The sequence below is a fragment of the Paracoccus marcusii genome (genome assembly GCF_006151785.1).
Lineage (GTDB): Bacteria > Pseudomonadota > Alphaproteobacteria > Rhodobacterales > Rhodobacteraceae > Paracoccus > Paracoccus marcusii.
The window spans coordinates 1-18,095 of the sequence record NZ_VDDD01000074.1; the positions used below are offsets into that span (position 1 = coordinate 1).

At 60.3% G+C, this 18,095-nt stretch carries 27 protein-coding genes; 18 read left to right on the forward strand and 9 right to left on the reverse strand.

Features of this window, described 5'->3' with window-relative positions; genetic code table 11:
- Window positions 1-345: 345 nt before the first annotated feature.
- From FHD68_RS11980 to FHD68_RS12010, 8 genes are all read right to left on the reverse strand, one after another.
- The gene (locus FHD68_RS11980) at window positions 346-1,254 is read right to left on the reverse strand and encodes an MBL fold metallo-hydrolase (RefSeq protein WP_042250083.1); all 909 of its coding nucleotides are present in this window, start codon (window positions 1,252-1,254) and stop codon (window positions 346-348) included.
- A gap of 100 nt (window positions 1,255-1,354) precedes the next feature.
- Window positions 1,355-2,092 (reverse strand): cytochrome c biogenesis CcdA family protein, encoded by a 738-nt coding sequence (locus tag FHD68_RS11985; RefSeq protein WP_081994992.1) that lies wholly within the window; start codon window positions 2,090-2,092, stop codon window positions 1,355-1,357.
- Between the two features lie 92 nt (window positions 2,093-2,184).
- Window positions 2,185-2,517 carry a copper chaperone PCu(A)C gene (locus FHD68_RS11990; RefSeq protein WP_052714955.1) on the reverse strand — a complete coding sequence of 111 codons (333 nt, stop codon included), beginning with the start codon at window positions 2,515-2,517 and terminating at the stop codon, window positions 2,185-2,187.
- 5 nt (window positions 2,518-2,522) lie between these two features.
- Window positions 2,523-2,636: a hypothetical protein gene (locus FHD68_RS19910; RefSeq protein WP_371927469.1), complete on the reverse strand. Its 114-nt coding sequence runs from the start codon at window positions 2,634-2,636 to the stop codon at window positions 2,523-2,525.
- The gene (locus FHD68_RS19915; protein WP_371927474.1) at window positions 2,609-2,869 is read right to left on the reverse strand and encodes an SCO family protein; all 261 of its coding nucleotides are present in this window, start codon (window positions 2,867-2,869) and stop codon (window positions 2,609-2,611) included. The genes FHD68_RS19910 and FHD68_RS19915 overlap by 28 nt, the downstream gene beginning before the upstream one ends.
- A gap of 70 nt (window positions 2,870-2,939) precedes the next feature.
- Complete coding sequence (locus tag FHD68_RS12000; RefSeq protein WP_045983885.1) at window positions 2,940-4,187, reverse strand: cytochrome P450; 1,248 nt, start codon at window positions 4,185-4,187, stop codon at window positions 2,940-2,942.
- Window positions 4,188-4,190: 3 nt separating this feature from the next.
- A complete protein-coding gene (lspA, locus tag FHD68_RS12005) occupies window positions 4,191-4,691 on the reverse strand; it encodes a signal peptidase II (protein ID WP_045983886.1) in 501 nt (166 codons plus the stop codon).
- Window positions 4,688-5,542, reverse strand: a complete 855-nt coding sequence (locus FHD68_RS12010; protein WP_123194467.1) for a cation efflux transmembrane domain-containing protein — start codon at window positions 5,540-5,542, stop codon at window positions 4,688-4,690. The genes lspA and FHD68_RS12010 overlap by 4 nt, the downstream gene beginning before the upstream one ends.
- Before the next feature lie 56 nt (window positions 5,543-5,598).
- Between FHD68_RS12010 and FHD68_RS12015 the strand changes: the two genes are divergently transcribed.
- Window positions 5,599-5,943 carry an ArsR/SmtB family transcription factor gene (locus FHD68_RS12015; protein ID WP_042250087.1) on the forward strand — a complete coding sequence of 115 codons (345 nt, stop codon included), beginning with the start codon at window positions 5,599-5,601 and terminating at the stop codon, window positions 5,941-5,943.
- Between the two features lie 73 nt (window positions 5,944-6,016).
- A complete protein-coding gene (locus FHD68_RS12020) occupies window positions 6,017-6,535 on the forward strand; it encodes an aminotransferase class V-fold PLP-dependent enzyme (RefSeq protein WP_139085845.1) in 519 nt (172 codons plus the stop codon).
- Window positions 6,536-6,706: 171 nt separating this feature from the next.
- On the opposite strand, the gene FHD68_RS12025 is transcribed toward FHD68_RS12020, so the two are convergent.
- The gene (locus tag FHD68_RS12025) at window positions 6,707-9,157 is read right to left on the reverse strand and encodes a heavy metal translocating P-type ATPase (RefSeq protein ID WP_139085847.1); all 2,451 of its coding nucleotides are present in this window, start codon (window positions 9,155-9,157) and stop codon (window positions 6,707-6,709) included.
- Between the two features lie 151 nt (window positions 9,158-9,308).
- On the opposite strand from FHD68_RS12025, the gene FHD68_RS12030 reads away from it, so the two are divergent.
- The 16 genes from FHD68_RS12030 to FHD68_RS12100 all read left to right on the forward strand — a co-directional run bounded on the left by FHD68_RS12030 (window position 9,309) and on the right by FHD68_RS12100 (window position 17,724).
- Window positions 9,309-9,776 (forward strand): MerR family DNA-binding protein, encoded by a 468-nt coding sequence (locus FHD68_RS12030; protein ID WP_071209503.1) that lies wholly within the window; start codon window positions 9,309-9,311, stop codon window positions 9,774-9,776.
- A 10-nt stretch (window positions 9,777-9,786) separates the two neighbouring features.
- The gene (locus tag FHD68_RS12035) at window positions 9,787-10,149 is read left to right on the forward strand and encodes a hypothetical protein (RefSeq protein ID WP_052650160.1); all 363 of its coding nucleotides are present in this window, start codon (window positions 9,787-9,789) and stop codon (window positions 10,147-10,149) included.
- 119 nt (window positions 10,150-10,268) lie between these two features.
- Entirely contained in the window at window positions 10,269-11,189 is a 921-nt protein-coding gene (locus FHD68_RS12040) for a beta propeller repeat protein (protein WP_239441421.1), read from the forward strand.
- Between the two features lie 11 nt (window positions 11,190-11,200).
- Window positions 11,201-11,692: a DUF411 domain-containing protein gene (locus tag FHD68_RS12045; RefSeq protein ID WP_084697693.1), complete on the forward strand. Its 492-nt coding sequence runs from the start codon at window positions 11,201-11,203 to the stop codon at window positions 11,690-11,692.
- A gap of 4 nt (window positions 11,693-11,696) precedes the next feature.
- Window positions 11,697-11,825 (forward strand): hypothetical protein, encoded by a 129-nt coding sequence (locus FHD68_RS19720; RefSeq protein WP_255352811.1) that lies wholly within the window; start codon window positions 11,697-11,699, stop codon window positions 11,823-11,825.
- Window positions 11,822-12,301 (forward strand): c-type cytochrome, encoded by a 480-nt coding sequence (locus FHD68_RS12050; RefSeq protein ID WP_045984153.1) that lies wholly within the window; start codon window positions 11,822-11,824, stop codon window positions 12,299-12,301. The genes FHD68_RS19720 and FHD68_RS12050 overlap by 4 nt, the downstream gene beginning before the upstream one ends.
- Window positions 12,298-12,864, forward strand: coding sequence for a DsbE family thiol:disulfide interchange protein (locus FHD68_RS12055; protein ID WP_045984154.1), 567 nt, complete (start codon window positions 12,298-12,300; stop codon window positions 12,862-12,864). Before FHD68_RS12050 ends, FHD68_RS12055 begins: the two co-directional genes overlap by 4 nt.
- Window positions 12,861-13,385: a TlpA family protein disulfide reductase gene (locus tag FHD68_RS12060; RefSeq protein WP_139085849.1), complete on the forward strand. Its 525-nt coding sequence runs from the start codon at window positions 12,861-12,863 to the stop codon at window positions 13,383-13,385. Before FHD68_RS12055 ends, FHD68_RS12060 begins: the two co-directional genes overlap by 4 nt.
- The gene (locus tag FHD68_RS12065; protein ID WP_042249150.1) at window positions 13,382-13,660 is read left to right on the forward strand and encodes a hypothetical protein; all 279 of its coding nucleotides are present in this window, start codon (window positions 13,382-13,384) and stop codon (window positions 13,658-13,660) included. Before FHD68_RS12060 ends, FHD68_RS12065 begins: the two co-directional genes overlap by 4 nt.
- A gap of 22 nt (window positions 13,661-13,682) precedes the next feature.
- Complete coding sequence (locus FHD68_RS12070) at window positions 13,683-13,955, forward strand: hypothetical protein (protein ID WP_042249153.1); 273 nt, start codon at window positions 13,683-13,685, stop codon at window positions 13,953-13,955.
- Between the two features lie 54 nt (window positions 13,956-14,009).
- Window positions 14,010-14,660: an SCO family protein gene (locus FHD68_RS12075; RefSeq protein ID WP_045984162.1), complete on the forward strand. Its 651-nt coding sequence runs from the start codon at window positions 14,010-14,012 to the stop codon at window positions 14,658-14,660.
- 44 nt (window positions 14,661-14,704) lie between these two features.
- The gene (locus FHD68_RS12080; RefSeq protein ID WP_244297846.1) at window positions 14,705-15,091 is read left to right on the forward strand and encodes a copper chaperone PCu(A)C; all 387 of its coding nucleotides are present in this window, start codon (window positions 14,705-14,707) and stop codon (window positions 15,089-15,091) included.
- 2 nt (window positions 15,092-15,093) lie between these two features.
- Window positions 15,094-15,699, forward strand: a complete 606-nt coding sequence (locus FHD68_RS12085) for a hypothetical protein (RefSeq protein WP_042249161.1) — start codon at window positions 15,094-15,096, stop codon at window positions 15,697-15,699.
- A complete protein-coding gene (locus tag FHD68_RS12090) occupies window positions 15,696-16,187 on the forward strand; it encodes a hypothetical protein (protein ID WP_042249164.1) in 492 nt (163 codons plus the stop codon). The genes FHD68_RS12085 and FHD68_RS12090 overlap by 4 nt, the downstream gene beginning before the upstream one ends.
- Entirely contained in the window at window positions 16,184-16,906 is a 723-nt protein-coding gene (locus tag FHD68_RS12095) for a cytochrome c biogenesis CcdA family protein (RefSeq protein ID WP_042249167.1), read from the forward strand. The genes FHD68_RS12090 and FHD68_RS12095 overlap by 4 nt, the downstream gene beginning before the upstream one ends.
- 206 nt (window positions 16,907-17,112) lie before the next feature.
- Window positions 17,113-17,724: a class I SAM-dependent methyltransferase gene (locus FHD68_RS12100; protein WP_042249170.1), complete on the forward strand. Its 612-nt coding sequence runs from the start codon at window positions 17,113-17,115 to the stop codon at window positions 17,722-17,724.
- Window positions 17,725-18,095: the final 371 nt, after the last annotated feature.

Consider the following 18,095-nt stretch of genomic DNA (forward strand, 5'->3'; position numbering starts at 1 on the left):
AACGCTCATGCGTACAGAAAATGGCCCGGTCAGATCAGAAGCGGCAGGAGGGGGGCCGCGTCGCGCTTACCTTCCGCCGCAAACATTCAGCCTTGGGCTGGAAAAGCCCCGTGGCATTCGAACGAAAGGCCGCTTAACATGAGCACCTGATCGGAACAGGACCGCGACAGGTCCACTTCTGCTAAAGGAGCCTGATGAATGGTAGTGGATGACAGAGACTGCCATTCCGTCAATGCCACAAAAACCTATAGGCTCAGACGGCTGAAAGATTGATAGCAGTTCTCTGGTAGCTCAGGGATGTTTGCACAAATCTGCCTGTGATCAGGTAAGTATACCTAGAGGCTATTAGAACTTGTTGATGGGGATCTTGAGGTAACTGTTGCCATCGGCTTCGGGCGCTGGAAGCGCGCCGCCGCGCAAGTTGACCTGAAGGGCGTATAGCATACGATCAGGCAAGCTGAGTACGGCATCCCGCTTTTCACGAGCCGCAATAAAATCTGCCCTCGTTACTCCTTCCTTCACATGCTTGTTAAATTTCAAGTGCTCATCCACTGTCGCTTCCCACATCGGCTCGGGACGCTCATCGGTACCGTAGTCATGTCCAATGAAAATACGAGTTTCTCTAGGAAATGAAAGAATTTCTTGAATTGATTCCCAAAGCTGAGCCGCGCTTCCTCCGGGAAAGTCGGCACGGGATGAGCCCACGTCAGGATACATAAGTGTGTCATGAGCAAAGACTGCGTCACCAACAATATACGTGATAGAACCCAATGTATGGCCAGGCGAGAGTATGACACGGAAGGATAGAGAGCCAACTTCGAACGTATCACCGTTCGCAAAGAGCAAGTCAAAATAACGCTCGGGCTGGAAAGCTTCCGGCTCATTATAGTATTCGCGCCAAAGCTTGGCGATGTTTTGGATTTTCTCTCCGATTGCGTTGGGCTTGCCGGTGCGCTGCTTAAGCCAGTGGGATGCCATAAGGTGATCAGCGTGCGGATGCGTATCAAGAATCCGATTCAATACCAGCCCGTTCTCTTGGATCAGTGCTAATGTTAGCTCAGCACTTTCAGTAGAGGTGCGGGCAGCGGCAGGGTCAAAATTCAGGACGGTATCGATAACAACTGCGGCCTTAGTCTCTGGGCAAGCCACAACATACTGAATCGAGCCGCTGGCCCCTTCATATATACCCCAGACATCCGGGCTACCGCGGCCGGTGGTTGGAGAGTGGCGGGTCAAATGATGATACTCGGTCATAGCTGCTTTTCCATAGATTTTTATTTTTTTATCTTAACTATTAGATGAGAGGATCGATTAGACACGTATTGTCATGTTGTAATACAGACAATACGCCATTTCATCCAATGCTACCCAAAGCCGGAAAATTATCTAGCAGCCAGTAGGCAAGGCGTGGTAACTGTCCCGTCATTATTGCTAGCCCCATGATAACCATGACTCCCCCTGCGACCTTGTAGAGAACACGTCCCGCACTCCCAAACTTTTTGAGGCGCTTAGTAATTGTATCAATAAAGATCGCTGCGAGAAGAAAGGGGACCCCAAGCCCTGCAGAGTAGATAGAAAGAAGTAAAATTCCGTCCGTCATTTTCGATGAGCTGGCGCTTACTGTTAGAATTGCACCAAGGATCGGGCCAATGCAGGGAGTCCAGCCAAAGGCAAAGGCCAACCCAAGGAGATAAGCCCCAAGCGGGCGTCCACCGGAAACATCTAAGCTAAGACGAAGATCTCTGGAGAATAGGCTGCTACGAAATATGCCCAGCATGAATAGCCCAAAAGCGATGACGAACGCGCCGCCTACGATGCTAAGTTCATAGTGGTAAACAAGAAGCAGATGCCCGAGCATGCTAGCGCCCGCACCAAGAAGGATGAAAACTGTTGAGAACCCAAGTACGAAACAGGCACTGAGGGCGATAGCTGGTAGGCGGGCTGACATACTATTGCGCCTTGCCTCTCCAAGATCCTGACCGGCGATGTATGAAACATAGCCTGGTACGAGCGGCAGAACACAAGGCGACAGAAATGAGATGGCACCGGCAAGAAAAGCAGCAAATACACCTACTCCAGATATTTCAAGCATGCTGGCGACTACTCCTTAGTTATTCAGTTATTATTGCGATGGCCGTCATCGGCAACAAATGTTCAAAAGAACGGCTAGATACATACCTTGCTTTAACATGACCGAATGGACACTCTGCCCAACGCGACCTGCTCCCCGGCTGGAAACGGAACCTGCATGGCGTAAGGCATTGATGCGACGCCATCATTCATGACCGTTTGGTGGAGCATCGGCATATCCGCCGCAGGTGTGGTGATGGACATCAGCGTGTCATCTGCCGTGCCGGAATTGCGGATGGTCAGATTGACCACGCCGGGTCGCGCCATGCCAATGGAGGCACGGGACCAGGCCTGAGAGACCTCCAACGCACCGGTTGTAACGGTTTCGCAGGCCAAAGCAGGGCCCGCAGCGGCGATCAGAGCGAGGGTGGCAAAGATGCGTTTCATGTGGGTCACAATCTGGCTTGAAGGTCGGCGACGATTTCGGAGGCGGGCGTGCCGTAGGCGAACTGGCCAAGCCAGTCCCCCTCGGGACTGATCAGGTAAAGGGCAGGGCTGTGGGACATGGCATATCCATCAGGCGCGTCGGCGTTGTCTTCACGCTCGTAATAGATGCGAAAGCTGTCCGCCGCAGCGCGGGTTTGTGCCGCATCCCCGGCCAAGCCGACAATGGAAGGGTGAAACGCCTCGTATACTCGTCGAGGCCCAGCTCTCTGTCGCGCTCGGGGTCGATCGAAATAAAGAGCGGCTGCACGTCGTTGGACAGTTCACCCAGATCGTCCATGACCTGAGCGACCACCTCGGCCAAGGTTGTCGGGCAGATGTCGGGACAGTTCGTGAAACCGAAAAAGACCAGGATGTTGCAGAAGCTAATCTAGACACCTGACGTTGCGCATGATGAACCGGGATGTCGGCAAGGGCGGTAGCTCTCCGGTTTCAAGTTCCAGATCCTGATCCGGCACATCGTAGTCGATCTCATTCACCAAGTATCTGCAAAACGCTTTCATCTGGCTGATCGCGATCCATTCGCCCGGGCAGCGATGGTTCATATAGTGGTCGCCACCGCCCTGTGGGATGAAGTCATAGGGGTTTTCGGTGCGGCCCCGAAACCGTTCTGGACGGAACTCAAGCGGCGCATCCCATGAACGCGGATCGGTGTTCGTACCATAGAGGTCGAGCAAGACCCTGCACCCTTCCGGAAAGTGATGCCCGCGCCACTCGAATGCGCTTTCTACCCGTGCCGCGACCGCAGGAAAAAACGGATACAGACGGCGGACCTCTTGCACGAAAGGTTCAAGCTGTCCCTCGTCATCCTTCAGCTTTTGCCGCCATTCGGGATGCCGATGCAAAGCATGCGCCGCCTGAACTATGAACACGGATACCGCAACGGTCGGACGCAGGACATTTAACATTTCTACGGCGGCCACCCTGGGGGTCAACAACTCTCCATCGAGATCGCGCCATGTCGAGATGACATGAAGGGCATTTTCCTGCGTCGGCTGAAGCTCACCATTGCGGACCTGTTGGATTAGGCGTGCTGCCCATTTTTCCAGGCGGTGGCGCGCCAGACGCGCGCCCCAATGTTTGTGGCCAAGGGCCCCGGCGTCCTGAAAAAGCGCTGTAAGCTGCGCCGTTCGGGTCTCCACCTCAGCTTCATCAAGCGGCACCCCGGCCCAAGCGCAGACAGCTCTTGTGAGCATTTCGCGCACTTCGTCATAGAGGACGACCTCGTTCCTCGCCTTCCAGTCCGGCGCATATTTTTTCAACATGTGAAGCGACGTGCTTTGAAGCGCGGCGATCCGCTCGGTTCCCATGAGTGACATGAACATCTTCTTGCGGTGCTGATGAGCCTCGCCGTCCAATCCCTGTACCCCGCCTTGCCCCAGCAGGGTCTTCTGTATGCGGCCTGGCATCGAGCCTGCGCGGATCAACCGGTCTTCCCGATAAAACGCTTCTGCCGCCGCCGCGCCGGTCATGCAGATCGTCTCTTGAAGAAGGATGCGGGTTTCGAACAGGTCCGTATCCAGTGCGCGGCAGGTCTCCGAAATGAACCCATATGGGTTGCGCAGCAGGGCGAATGTGCTGTCAAAGCCTTTCGCAGATGGTATGCCGAACATCGGTTACACCCCCGTTGTGTTTTCCTTGCGTTGACCCTGACCAAGCTTGTCCTTCGCAGAACGGAAGCTGTCCCAGAACAACAGGGCCGCGCCGCAGAAAATCGTTACGTCCGCAAGATTGAAGGACGGCCAATGGTATGATCCGTAATGGAAGTCGAGAAAGTCCGGAACGGCCTGATAGCGCACGCGATCGAGAATATTGCCGAGCGCGCCGCCGATGATCAGACCGAGAGCGGCAGCTGTTAGCCTGTCCGGCGCGCGCCATAACCAGATCAATAGCCATGCCACAATCACGCCAGCAAGCGCGACGAGACCCCACCACGGTACGAACCCGCCGAGCATACCGAAGCTGACCCCATCGTTCAGAACCCGCACGAGGTTAAGAAAGGGTAGAACCTCAACCCCGCTCTCAAGCTCACGTGTAGTCAGGGCGAGCGCCTTGGTGCCTTGATCGAGACCGAGCGCTGCGATTGCGCAGAGCCCACCAAGAACGCGACTGTTCATGCCGCCGCCTTCAGATCGGCCCGCGCATCGCGAATGATCGCCCAAGCGGAGTGCAGGAACAGTCCGGCGATACCGAAGGCGACGATAAGGTCGGGCCACGCGCTGCCCAGCCAAGCTACGAGACCGGCGGCGATGACGACCGCCGCATTGCCGATGGCGTCGTTGCGCGAGAAGAGCCAGACGGCCCGCATGTTCGCGTCGCCCTTGCGGAACCGCAGCAGCGGCAGAACGGAGACGACATTGACGACAAGGGCGATCATGCCGAGCAGGCCCATGAGACCTGCATCCGGCGTCGTCCGTTCGAAGACCCGGACGATCGTCGTGCCGAGGACGCCAAGACCGAGGAGCCCGAGGAAAATGCCCTGGATCAGGGCCGACCGAGCCCGCCAGGCGAGGCTCCAGCCAATGGCCAGCAGGCCGAGGAAGGTGATCGCGCCATCGCCGATGAAATCGAGCGCATCGGCCTTCACGGCCTGTGACCCGGCGATGAATCCGCCGATCATTTCAAGGACGCCGTAACCCACGTTCAGGATCACGACGATCCAGAGAGCGCGTCGGTAGGCCGGATCCTGATGAGCCGGATTCGGCGGAATATCTCCATCGCCCTCGATCCGGTCGAAGCCGTAACCGGTCACCGCAACGGCCTTTTCGATATCTGGCAGGCGCGCCTCGGAGGCGTTCAGTGTCATGATGTGCGTTGCGGCCGACACCTTCACATCGTCGGGCGCTACTCCGGCCGACTGCGCCGCCCGTTCGATCTGCGCGGCATCCTTTGCGCAATCCATACCGGAAACCCGGTAACGGAAGGGCGGGGCATCAGCCGTCGATCCGGCTCTTTCGGTGTTGGCCATGGTCGCGCTATTCCTGCTAGGATGAATCGAAGAACAACATATCAGCGAGGAGTGATATGGTGCAAATCGTCGATGACCGCAAGAGCGCGACCATCGAGCGACGGGCGAAATTGTTCCGCGGCTTCGCGGACCCGAGCCGCCTGGCCATTCTCGGTGCACTTTGCAATGAGCCATTGGCCGTTCACGAGATCGTCGAGCGGACGGAACTATCGCAACCCAACGTCTCCAACCACCTGAGGTGCCTGCTGGACTGCGGGCTTGTCGCCAGCGACCGCGATGGGCGCTTCATCCGCTACCGTATCAGCAGCCCGCGCATCACGGTCCTTCTGAGCGATGTAGACTCACTTCTCGACGTGGTCTCAGAGGGTGTTGACGCGTGTAACAATTATCGTGGGGAATGAACGATCAAATTTTGACCGACACACACGGCATGATGCACCGTAGCGCTTCGAAGGCACAGCTTGCCGACAGCTATTGCAGGCGGCTCGCGCTCGCCGTGAAAATCCAGTCCTTCATCTTATCACTCAAAAAGAATATTCCCTAACTAGGCGGATCGAGGGCCTGAAGTTTCATGGAACTGGCTATGCGGGTGATGGTCATGATCGTTTGGGGGTCATTCCATTCACGCTGACATCTCAGCCGCATGGGCTTGTTGCGGCTGCACTTGCGACTGAATATGGGATTGGCGTCAGAAGCGGCTGCTTTTGCGCCCATCCGTACCTGATCCGCTTGCTTGGACTTTCGCCAGACGCGGTCGAGAAGGTACGCATTGACATGGCCCGGGGCGACCGCCGCACAGTGCCTGGAATGGTCCGGATCAGTTTCGGAATGTACAATTCAACCGATGACATCGATCAGCTTGCCATTGCCCTGGAACAGATTGCCGCCGGTCAGTTCAACGGGATCTACAGCCAGGAGCGGGAAAGTGGCGACTACAGCGCTCTTGGCTGGAAAAGCAACACGGCCTCGGCCTTTTCCCTGGGCGCGGCATGAACCCGAAACGACCGGGCCAAAGCCTTTGTATTCGCCTCGGGCCTGAAACTGAGCCTTTGGCCTATTTCCAAGACTGAACAGAATGAATGATAATTGCCGTATCCATCGCCAAATCCTCGGCGATGGATACTCCGCTGTCACGGTCCTGCCGGTAATCCCGGCAACCTCTCTTCACAGTTTCACACCTCTCAGGCGCAATGCATTGGCGATGACCGAAACGGAGGACAGGCTCATCGCCGCTGCGGCGAACATCGGCGAAAGGAGCAGTCCGAAGAACGGGTAGAGCAGACCGGCTGCCACCGGCACTCCTGCCGCGTTATAGATCATCGCGAAGAACAGGTTCTGCCGGATGTTGCTCATGGTCGCCTGCGACAAGCGCCGTGCGCGTACAATGCCACCAAGATCGCCTTTCAGCAGGGTGATCCCGGCACTTTCGATGGCAACGTCGGCACCTGTTCCCATGGCGATGCCCACGTCGGCCTGAGCGAGTGCCGGCGCATCGTTGACTCCGTCTCCGGCCATGGCGACCTTGCGACCCTCAGCCTGAAGATCGCGGATGATCCGGGCCTTGTCCTCGGGTAACACGTCGGCCCGGATCTCTTCGATCCCGAGGCGTCCGGCGATGGCGCGGGCAGTGCGCTCGCTATCGCCCGTCGCCATCACGATGCGGAAACCCAGTTCGCGCAGCGCCTTCAACGCTTCGGGCGTCGTTTCCTTGACGGGATCTGCAACGCTGACCAGACCTGCAATCACTCCGTCGACCACGATGAACATGACGGTTTCGCCCTCGTCCCGGCGTGCGTTCGCAGCCTCGGCCGCGGCCGGTGCATCGATCCCGAGTTCGGCCAGCATCCTGGCATTGCCAAGAGCAACGGATTTTCCGTCGACCACGCCCTTGACCCCCATGCCGGTGACAGCCTCGAAGTCATCTGCTTGTGCCAGGCTCAATCCGCGAGCTTCGGCACCGCGCACGATGGCCTCGGCCAGAGGGTGCTCAGATCCTCGTTCCAGGCTGGCCGCGAGACGCAGAATCTCGTTCTCGTCATGACCCCGTTCTGGTAGAAGCGCCGCAAGTTCCGGCTTGCCGACCGTCAGCGTGCCGGTCTTGTCGACGATCAGGGTGTCGACCTTCTCGAAGGCCTCCAGCGCTTCGGCATTCTTGATGAGAACGCCCGCCTGAGCGCCTCGGCCTGTGGCCGTCATGATCGACATCGGGGTCGCAAGCCCGAGGGCGCAGGGGCAGGCGATGATAAGAACAGCAATGGCCGAGACGAGTGCATAGGCCAGGGCGGGGGCCGGACCCCAAATCGACCAGGCGATAAAGGACAAGATCGCAACGGCGATAACAGCCGGGACAAAATATCCCGCCACCGCGTCGGCGAGCTTCTGGATCGGGGCACGCGACCGCTGTGCCGCTGCCACCATCTCCACGATCTGCGCAAGCATCGTATCCTTGCCCACGCGCCTGGCCTCGATGATCAGACTTCCGTTGCCGTTGATGGTGGCCCCTGTCACCGGATCGCCGTGAGCTTTCTCGACGGGAACCGGCTCGCCGGTGAGCATGGATTCGTCAACGAAGGAACGCCCGTCCACCACCTCGCCATCAACGGGAACCTTCTCGCCTGGCCGGATACGGAGGCGGTCGCCGATCTGCACGTCTTCGAGCGGGACCTCCTCCTCCTCACCGTTTTTGCGGATGACACGAGCACTCTTGGCGGCAAGATCAAGAAGCGCCCGGATCGCCGATCCTGTCCGTTCGCGCGCCCGCAGTTCGAGGATCTGCCCGAGAAGGACAAGAACCACGATGACGGCCCCAGCCTCGAAATAGATGCCAACATTTCCTTCCGCATCACGGAAACCGGCCGGGAACAGCTGTGGCGCGATGACAGCAACCGTGCTGAAGCTCCACGCGGCGAAAACCCCCATGCCGATCAGGCTGAACATGTTCAGGTTCATGCTGCGAAAGCTTTTCCAGCCGCGCACGAGGAACGGCCAACCGGCCCACAGGATCACCGGCGTCGCCAAAATCAGTTCCAGCCAGTGCGCGGCCCGCTCGCCGGTCCAGCTGCGAAGGGGGAGGCCGATATAGCCCCCCATGGCCAGAAGCACCACCGGCACGGTCAGCACGAGGCCCACCCGGAACCTGCGGGTAAAATCCACCAGCTCCGGGTTCGGGCCCTCGTCTCCCTGAGGGACACCCTTTGGTTCCAAGGCCATTCCGCAGATCGGGCAATCTCCAGGGCCGACCTGCTCGATCTCTGGATGCATGGGGCAGGTATAGGTCGTGCCTGCGGGCATTGGTTCCGGCGTCGGCCGACCCTTCAGATAGGTCGCTGGCGCGGTATCGAACTTATCCTTGCAGCGAGGTGAACAGAAGTAGAAGCGCTCGCCCTCGTGCTTCGACAGATGTTGCGCCGTCGCGCGGTTGACTGACATCCCGCAAACCGGATCAACGGCTTCGACATAGGTTTCGGGCTCGGCCGCAAATTTGTTACGGCATCCATCCGAGCAGAAATGGTAAAGATGGCCTGCGTGCTCGTGGTGGAAACTGCTGCCTGCGTCGGCCGTCATGCCGCAGACTGGATCGCGCACTGTGGCTTTCTGGGCATCCGGATTGTTCATCTGGCTCTCCTTTGTGCAAAGGCATTGTTCCGGGATCAATCTGGGGCCTCCAGCCACTGGAAGGTCAAGGGAGTGCAAAAAAGAACTTTGACCTGTTGACCCTCCAGTAGGTGGAGGCCCTATCTGGGGAGCAAGGATGAAGGAGGTCGGCATGAACATCGGCAACGTGTCGGAACGCAGCGGTCTGCCCGTGAAGACGATCCGCTACTACGAGGACATCGGCCTGGTGCGATCTGAACGGAGCAGCAATGGCTATCGGCTGTTCAGGGAGGACCACCTTCACAAGCTGAAGTTCATTGGCCGCGCCAGATCGCTTGGGTTCAGCCTGGAAGACTGTCGCGAGCTGATGGCTCTCTACGAAGATCGTGCATCTGCGGCTGCCGACGCAAAGGAGATCGCCCGGCATCATATTTTCCGGGTGGAGCAGAAGATCGTGGAGCTCCAGAGTATGACCGCAACGCTTCAACGCCTGGTCGCCCTTTGTGATCAGGGAAATCGGCCTGAATGCCCTATCCTGAACGACCTCCCGCAAGGACAAAGCAGTTCAGAGGACAAGGAAATGTCCCTCTCACATTGTCGCGAAGAGTCGGCAGTGGATTCTCTTGGAAAGAAGGCATAGATTAAGCGCCATGACCGTGTTCAGCCGCATGCTTCTCGTTCTTGTGCTTGCCGTATTTGCGGCAGGGTCAGTCGTGCATGCGGCTGGAGCGAGCACGATGGCAGTTGATATGGCTATGGTCGAGATGTCGGACATGGATCCTGCCAGTATGGGTTCCGCCGATTGCAATGCCTGCGGCGACGAAGACGGAGCAGGCACTGCAGTGTGCGATCTTGTCTGTTCGGCAGGAGGCTTCGCTGCCGTTCCTGAGGCCGACACGCCTGAACTCAGACCCACGACGCATGACCTGCGGCAGCAGTTCAGCGATGTGAAGCTCAGCGGCGTCGGCAATTTGCCGCTCCGAGACCCCCCACGATCCAATCCTCTGATCTGACCGCTTTTGGCGCGTGATGCGTCAAAAGCCGGTCCCGTGGAGGCGTCAGCCTCCGGTCTGGTCCTGTCTCGCCCCAAAGCGCGACTGCCAGCAGCCGACCCGGATCATGAGGTAGTCCCATGTCACCCAAATCACCTTCGATGCTTTCGCGTCGCCTGTTTCTCTTCTCTGCCGCAAGTGCGGCAAGCATTCTGGCGCTTCCGTTGTCGAGCATCGCATCCATTCCGGCCCCCCGAGCGGTGGCATTCGACGGCGACAGCATCCTGCTTGCAGCCGACCGTCTTTTCCGCAGCGACAATGCCGGTCGCTCCTGGGCGGCGCTTGCCGCGCCAGGACCCGTCTTTGCGCTGGCAACCCATCCCGCGCTTTCCGGCCGCATCCTTGCCGCCCTCGATCGAGGCATCGCCCTGTCGGACGACGGCGGACAGATCTGGCAGGTCCGCGATGACGGCTTGCCTGAGGCCAAGGTTCTGGCAATCGCCATGGCTACCCGCGCCCCTGACACCTTCTACGCCGCGCTGGAGGGCGACGGGCTGTGGATGTCGGAGGATGCAGGCCAGTCCTGGAGCCTGGCGATGGACCGCCCCTGGCTCAATGAAGCGGAGCGCGATCCGCTGGCCTTGACCTCTGTCGATCTGGAGAGCGGCATGGGCGGGATCTGGCTCTATGCGGGCACCGAGACCGGTCTGACCCGCGTGCCCGACTGCTTCTGCCGGTGGCAGGATGTTCAGCCCGGTGACGCCATGGATGCGCTGGTCTCGCAGGATGCCCCACCGTCCGAGGCCCCGCTGCCCGAGGGCGAGGCGGTCCTGTCGTTGGTCAGTGCCCCCTCGTCGCCCGCCACCCTCCATGCCGCGCTTCCCTCGGGCATCTGGACCTCGAAGGACGGTGGCGTGGTTTGGGCGCGGGAGGCGCAGCAGCCTGCCACCGCCCTCGCCGTTCATTCAGAGGACAAGACATATCTCGCCGCCATCATCGGCGGCAGCCTGCACCTCAGTCGCGATGGCGGCAAAAGCTGGACCGCAATTGCGGTCGCATGAAGGAGATGACCATGAAAAAGATGATTGCCGCCGCCACGCTGGCTGCCCTTGGAGCCGGTGGCGCCTTCGCCTTCACCAGCCTTGCTCCGGCACAGGGCGAGCTTGCCCCGATGCCGGTCGTGGCGGCGGCCGACGCCGCCCACCAGGTCACGATCTGGCGGGACCCTGGCTGCGGCTGCTGCGACACTTACGCCGATTATCTTGAAGCGCATGGCTATGTCGTGACGCTGGTGGACGACCGCAACTTCGACCGCCGCTCGGTGGATGTGGGCGTGCCGGAACAAGGCCTCGGCTGCCATCTGGCAGAGGTGGACGGCTATTACGTCAGCGGCCTCGTGCCGGTCGAGATCATCGAACGGCTGGTGACCGAGCGCCCGGACATCGACGGCATCACGCTGCCCGGCATGCCTTCGAACGCACCGGGCATGGCGCAGGTCAAGACCGGGACCCTCAAGACCTATTCCTTCGGCGAGGACGGCGTGGCCGTTTATTCTGATGAGTGAGTGCATGGGAATGATGGGCGGCCCGATGATGGGCATCATGATGCTGGGCGGCGGGGTGTTCATGCTGCTCGTAGTGACGGTGCTGGTGCTGGCCCTTGTTGCGCTGGTGAAACATCTTCGGGGGCGGGGATGAAGCGGCTCGGCCTGATCCTGTCGGGCGCGGCGGTCGCAGGAGCCGCCGCACTGGCAGCAGGGGCGACGCAGTCTGAGTCTGCCGCCGAGGGCGTGACTTTCATGGGTGAACCTGTGACGGCCGATAATATCACGCTCGGGCAGGAGATCTACGCCGCCAACTGCGCCTCCTGCCACGGTGCCGATCTTGAGGGACAGCCCGATTGGAAGCGCAGGCTCGACAACGGCCGCATGCCGGCCCCGCCCCATGATAAGACCGGCCACACCTGGCACCACCCCGATAACCAGCTGTTCACCATCACCAAGCTGGGCGTAGGAGCCGTGGTCGAAGGGTACGAGAGCGACATGCCGGCTTTCGAGGGCATCCTGACGGATGCCGAGATCCGGTCCGTGCTCGGCTATATCAAGAGCACCTGGCCCCAACGGGAGCGCGGCTTCCAAGCCGAGGTGACCGGCAAAGAAAAGGCTGCGCCGTGAGCACCGAAGCGAAGGCCAGACGGAGTTCCTGGTGGGCCCTGTTGCCGCTCACTGTCTTCGCAGGGCTGGCAGCGGCGTTCTTCTGGGGTCTCTTCAGCAAGGCCGATGAGCTGCCCTCCGCGCTCGTCGGTCGCCAGGTTCCCGAGTTCGCCCTGCCACCCATCGAAGGCATGGCGGAGCGCTTCTCCAATGCCGACCTGCGCGGGAAGGTGTCCATCGTCAATGTCTGGGCTTCGTGGTGCGTGCCGTGCCGGGTCGAGATGCCGCTGCTGGTCGAGCTGGCCGAAACCGGTGCCGTCCCGATCTTCGGGATCAACTACAAGGATGCGCCGGAGGCTGCGCGGGCGTTCCTGGACGATTTGGGAAACCCTTACACGCGGATCGGCGCCGACCGGAACGGTCGTGTCTCCATTGACTGGGGCGTCTATGGACTGCCCGAAACCTTCGTGATCGATGCCGAAGGGCAGATCGCATACAAGCATGTCGGCCCCTTCGATCGCCGCGCTCTCGAGGAAAAGATCCTGCCGATCGTGCGGCGCCTCCAGGCGGAGGCAGGGACATGATGCGCCGCGCGGTTCTGACGGGAGCCCTGGTGCTTGCGGCGGCGCCGGCTTCTGCCCGTGTGCCCCTCAGGCTGCATGACGTCCCGCGCAGTATGCTATCAACCAGCTTTGTCGACCAGCAGGGACGGAAGCTGGCGCTGGCCGACTTCCGCGGACAGATCGTTTTGCTGAACATCTGGGCGACGTGGTGCCCGCCCTGCATTGACGAGATGCCGGCGCTCGACAGGCTCCAGGTCCGTCTCGACGACAGCGGCTTTCATGTTCTTGCGCTTTCGATCGACGAGAGAATGGCGGAGGTGCGCCGGTTTTACGACAACCTCGGCATCCGACACCTCGAACCGTATCTGGCCCAAAAATCACGCGTCATGGCGGACATCGCTGCGGTCGGCTTGCCAACAACAATCCTCATCGACCGGGGCGGCCGCGAACGTGGCCGCCTCGTCGGTCCTGCCGATTGGGACGGCCGTGCCGCCATTCGCCTGATCCAGTCCCTCAACGAAGAAAGGAACCTCAGCCAATGACCCAGATAGACGCGGGGGCGCATCCGCAGCCAACCCGTCCCCGCATCGGCATCCGCCCTGGCCGCCGCACCCTGATCCTTGCAGCGCTCGCCCTTGTCACCGCCGGAATGGCGATGAACTGGGGCTGGCTTGTCGCTGTCGGGGCTGCGCCGCTGATCCTCAGTCTGGCGCCCTGCATTGCGATGTGCGGGCTGGGTCTGTGCATGATGAGCGGCTCGAAATCTTGCGCAAGCAAGACTGGCGCGGCGGAAATGCCGCGCTCTACCACTGACTGAACCGAAACCACAGGAGAAGACCATGAACACGACGATCAAATCCACCCTGACCGCAACTGCCCTGGCAGCGCTGCTGGCGACTGCCGCCGTCGCGCAAAACAGCGCCACCAGCACCACCGATGCGCCCGAGCAGGAAACCATGCAGGGCGACATGATGCACGGTGACATGAAGGACGGCCAGATGATGGGCGGCGACATGAAGGGCATGATGCAGATGATGGAGAACTGCAACGAGATGATGCAGACCATGAACGAGCACATGAAGTCCCATGACGAAGCCGGCAGCGAAGGCTGACGAAAGAAAAATCCCGCTCGCGCACTCGGTGCGGGCGGGATGAAAGCGACAGACATGACAAAGATTTCCCCGACCGGCATCAAGCGCCTGCGCCTTGTCCTCTGGTCCGCCACCCTCCTCGCCGCAATCGCGGTAGGGCTCGCGCTGTGGATGGCGCCGCCCGTGCCAGCCGCATCCGCGCCGACATTCCAAGGCGAGGCCGACATCCGCTCGGCCTTTACCCTTACCGACCATAACGGGCGGGCCGTGACAGAGGCGGACTATGCAGGGCGCTGGCAGCTCGTGTTCTTTGGCTTCACGCATTGCCCCGACATCTGCCCGACCACGCTTGCCTACATGGCCAACGTTCTCGACCTCCTTGGCAGCAAGGCGGACAACGTCGCGCCACTCTTCGTGACCGTGGACCCTGCACGGGACACGGTGCCGGTGATGGCTGCATATGTCTCCGCCTTTCACCCGCGGATGATCGGCCTGACGGGAACGGAAGCACAAGTCGCCGAGGCGACCGGGAACTACCGGACATGGTTCGAGCCCGGCGAGGACGCGACCGCACCCGATGGCTATGTCATGGCCCATGCCGGACATCTCTACCTGATGCGGCCGGATGGCACATTCGAAGCCGTGTTCATGGAAGCCGACCAGCCACCCGGGGCGCTGGCCGAGGAAATCGCCATGCGGATCGAGAAAGAGGAGAGGATGCAATGAAGGTTCTTATGACTGCGCTTGCGCTGACATGGCCGGCAGTGGCCGTGGCCGAGGTCACGGTGTCCGACCCCTGGGCGCGGGCCAGCATCCTCGCCTCACGCCCGGGTGCGGCCTATCTGACGCTGCGATCTGACGTGGCCGATCAGCTGGTCGGGATCAAAAGCCCTGTGGCGGCGGAGGTCATGATCCATGCCGTCGAGACCGACGCGGCGGGGACCAGCCGGATGACGCATCTCGACAGGCTCGCGCTTGAGCCGGACGTTCCGGTAATGCTGGCGCCGGGCAGCATGCACGTGATGCTGATGGGCCTGACGGAGAAGCTGGAGGAAGGGGCGAAATTCCCACTGACGCTGTCGTTCCAGGAAGCGGGCGAGGTGACCGTCGAAGTGCCGATCCTCGGTCCCGGCGCTTCCGGTCCGGAGGCGGAATGAGAATGCGCCATGCCTTCGCTGCCGCAGTCCTGCTGGCCTCCCCGGCCTTTGCACATCACCCCGGGGATCGACTGGACGAGGTGACGGCTGCCAGGGAGCCAGCCTTCGAGGTGACGGACACCCGCAGCCTGCCCCATCTGGAACTTATCGATGCCGCAAGTCGCGGCGTTGAACTTGACGGAATGACCGACAGGATCATCGTCCTCAGCTTCACGCCCGAAGGCTGCGGTGCGCCTTGTGATGCGCAGCAGCGGCTGATCGAACGGGTCCGGCAGGCCGTGAACATTACCCCGATGCAGAACATGGTGAGCTTTGTGAATGTTGCAGAGCCGGGCGCGGCCGGGTTCGCTGCCGGTGAAAACTGCATCCAGGCCTCTTCGCTCCCGGGTGAACCGGTTGCCGATCTTTCCGAGGCGTTCTCCGGGCTTTCCTCGCGCGGCGGAACGGAACCGGCGGTCCACATCATTGACCGTGGCGGGCGGCATGCAGGCCTGTTTCATGGCAGCGCGTTCCGTCACGCAGACATGATGCTCTACATCAACGGCCTGACGAACATGCGGCCGCCCGAGCCAGGCTTCCGTGACAAACTAGGCGAGCTCTTCAGATGATACGAGACCTGCACCAGGCGGTGCGTCCGGATTGGTTGTCGGCCTTGCGGCGCTATATTCTGTATTCGTCCATTGGACATCTCGTGTGGGAAGTCCTGCACGTTCAGCTCTATACGATCTGGGTCGAGGGCAGCTGGAACGAGATTGCCTTCGCTGTCGTGCATTGCACTGGCGGCGACTTGTTGATCGCGGCCAGCACCTTGCTTCTGGCCCTGTTCTTGACCGGACACCCTGCGTGGCCCGGCCGGCGGGCGGGGCCGGTTCTGGTCCTGGCGGTGGTTTTCGGCGTTTTCTACACCGTGTTCAGCGAATGGCTGAACATCGAGCTGCGCGGTGCTTGGGCCTACCGCGAGGCAATGCCGGTTGTGCCATTGCTGAACGCCGGTCTGACGCCGCTTCTTCAATGGGTCGTCGTGCCGACGGTGTGTCTTCTGGCCGCGCGTCGGCTGAACCCCGCGCCGCCCGTCGAAGGGAGGCTTGAGAATTGACCGATCTTTCGGCTCTCGGTCTCACCGTTCCCCTCCTTGCAGGGGCGATCTCCTTCCTGTCTCCCTGTGTCTTGCCGCTTGTGCCGGGCTATGTTTCCTATATCGCAGGGCGAAACGCTGTTTCCGAGCCATCGCGGAGCCGGGCGGTCTGGCTCAGCCTCTGTTTCGTATTCGGCTTTTCCACCATCTTCATTGCTCTCGGGGCCTCGGCGACAGCACTCGGCCAGGCCCTTCTCGGCTGGCGCTACGAGTTGAACCTTGTTGGCGGCGTCATCATCATCCTGTTCGGCCTCTTCATGATGGGCGCGGCCCGTCTGTCAGCAATGGAGCGCGACCTGCGGTTCAACTTCGACCTGCCCGGGGGGCAGCCGCTTGCCTCCTACATCCTCGGGCTTGCCTTCGGGTTTGGTTGGACACCCTGCATCGGCCCTATCCTTGGGGCGATTCTGACCGCCAGTGCCGCGAGCGCGACTATTGGCGAGGGCGTGGCAATGCTGGCCATCTACTCCGTCGGCCTCGGCATCCCTTTTCTTCTGGTCGCGGCCTTTGCGGACGGGGTTTCACTTCGCCTACGCCGACTTCGAAACGCAGGCCGATGGCTGCACAAAGTGGCGGGTGTCATCATGGTACTCATGGGCATCCTGATGGCGACGAACAGTTTTAGTGCGCTGTCTTATCGGATGCTCGAAATGTTTCCAGCGCTTGGTCGCTTGGGCTGAAGCGTATTGGTCCTGCACCGGTTTCACCTCGTTTTGCTGAGCGCAATATTCAAGGAGACCAAAGATGACAGTGATAGGCCACGATGGGTGCAAACGGGATGCCATTCGCATTCTTCACCGGCAGCTGGCTCGTTTTGCCTAGTGGCTGCTGGGCAAATTGCCATTCCTTGGCACAAAGCGGATGACAGGCTGAAAGGAAACGCCTCATGGGAATATACGACACCTTCATTCTCCCCCGATTGACACATCTTGCGATGGGTCACCGAATGCTTACGCCGCTTCGTGAACGGGCCGTCGCGGGGGCGGCCGGCGAAGTCCTGGAGCTGGGCGTTGGCTCGGGGCTGAACCTGCCATATTATGACGCTGGCGTTTTGAGGCTGGTGGGGATCGACACCTCGGCACCCCTTGTGGAAATGGCGCTGAGGCGGGCGTCCGCGCTCCGCTACCCGGCAAATATTTTACAGGCAAGCGCGGAAGATCTCCCGTTCGCAGACCGTAGTTTCGATACCGTTGTGGTCACTTGGACGCTGTGCAGCGTTGGCGACGTCCGCAAGGTTCTGCGTGAAGTGAAACGGGTGCTGAGGCCAGGCGGCCGTCTGCACTTTGCCGAACACGGTCAGGCACCGGATAGGAACATCAGGATCTGGCAAGAGCGGATCACGCCCTTGTGGCGCCTCTGCGCTGGCAACTGCCATCTGGACCGGCCCACGGCGACTCTCCTGACGGAAGGTGGATTTCATGTTGAAAACTTGAGCACAGGCTATCTGCCAGGGCCCAAACCCCTCACCTTCATGTACGAGGGGCGTGCGCGACTTTAAAAGCAGACGGGGTCGTCATCATTGCCATTGCGCGCAGGCTCATCACCATCGCACACGCCATCCTCAAAACCGGCGAGACATGGCGGCATCAGATGGCCTGATAAACATAATTGCTAACATTTTCGCAGCAATCGGAGATTCCGATAGCCCGTGAATGTCAAGCAAAAACGTCATTCTGACCTTTTTTCAGACCAAAAGGTTATACTGCTTTCTTAGGTTAACAAACGCGTTCACTAGCGGCCGTTCCAAACCTGCAACGCGGATCAACGAATGCCCGCCTCCCCTGCCCTTTTTTCAAAGTGTTCAAAAACGATCCAGACCGTGTGAAAACCCAAACAGGATTCCCAGCCTAATGTGGCCATGGTATCCTC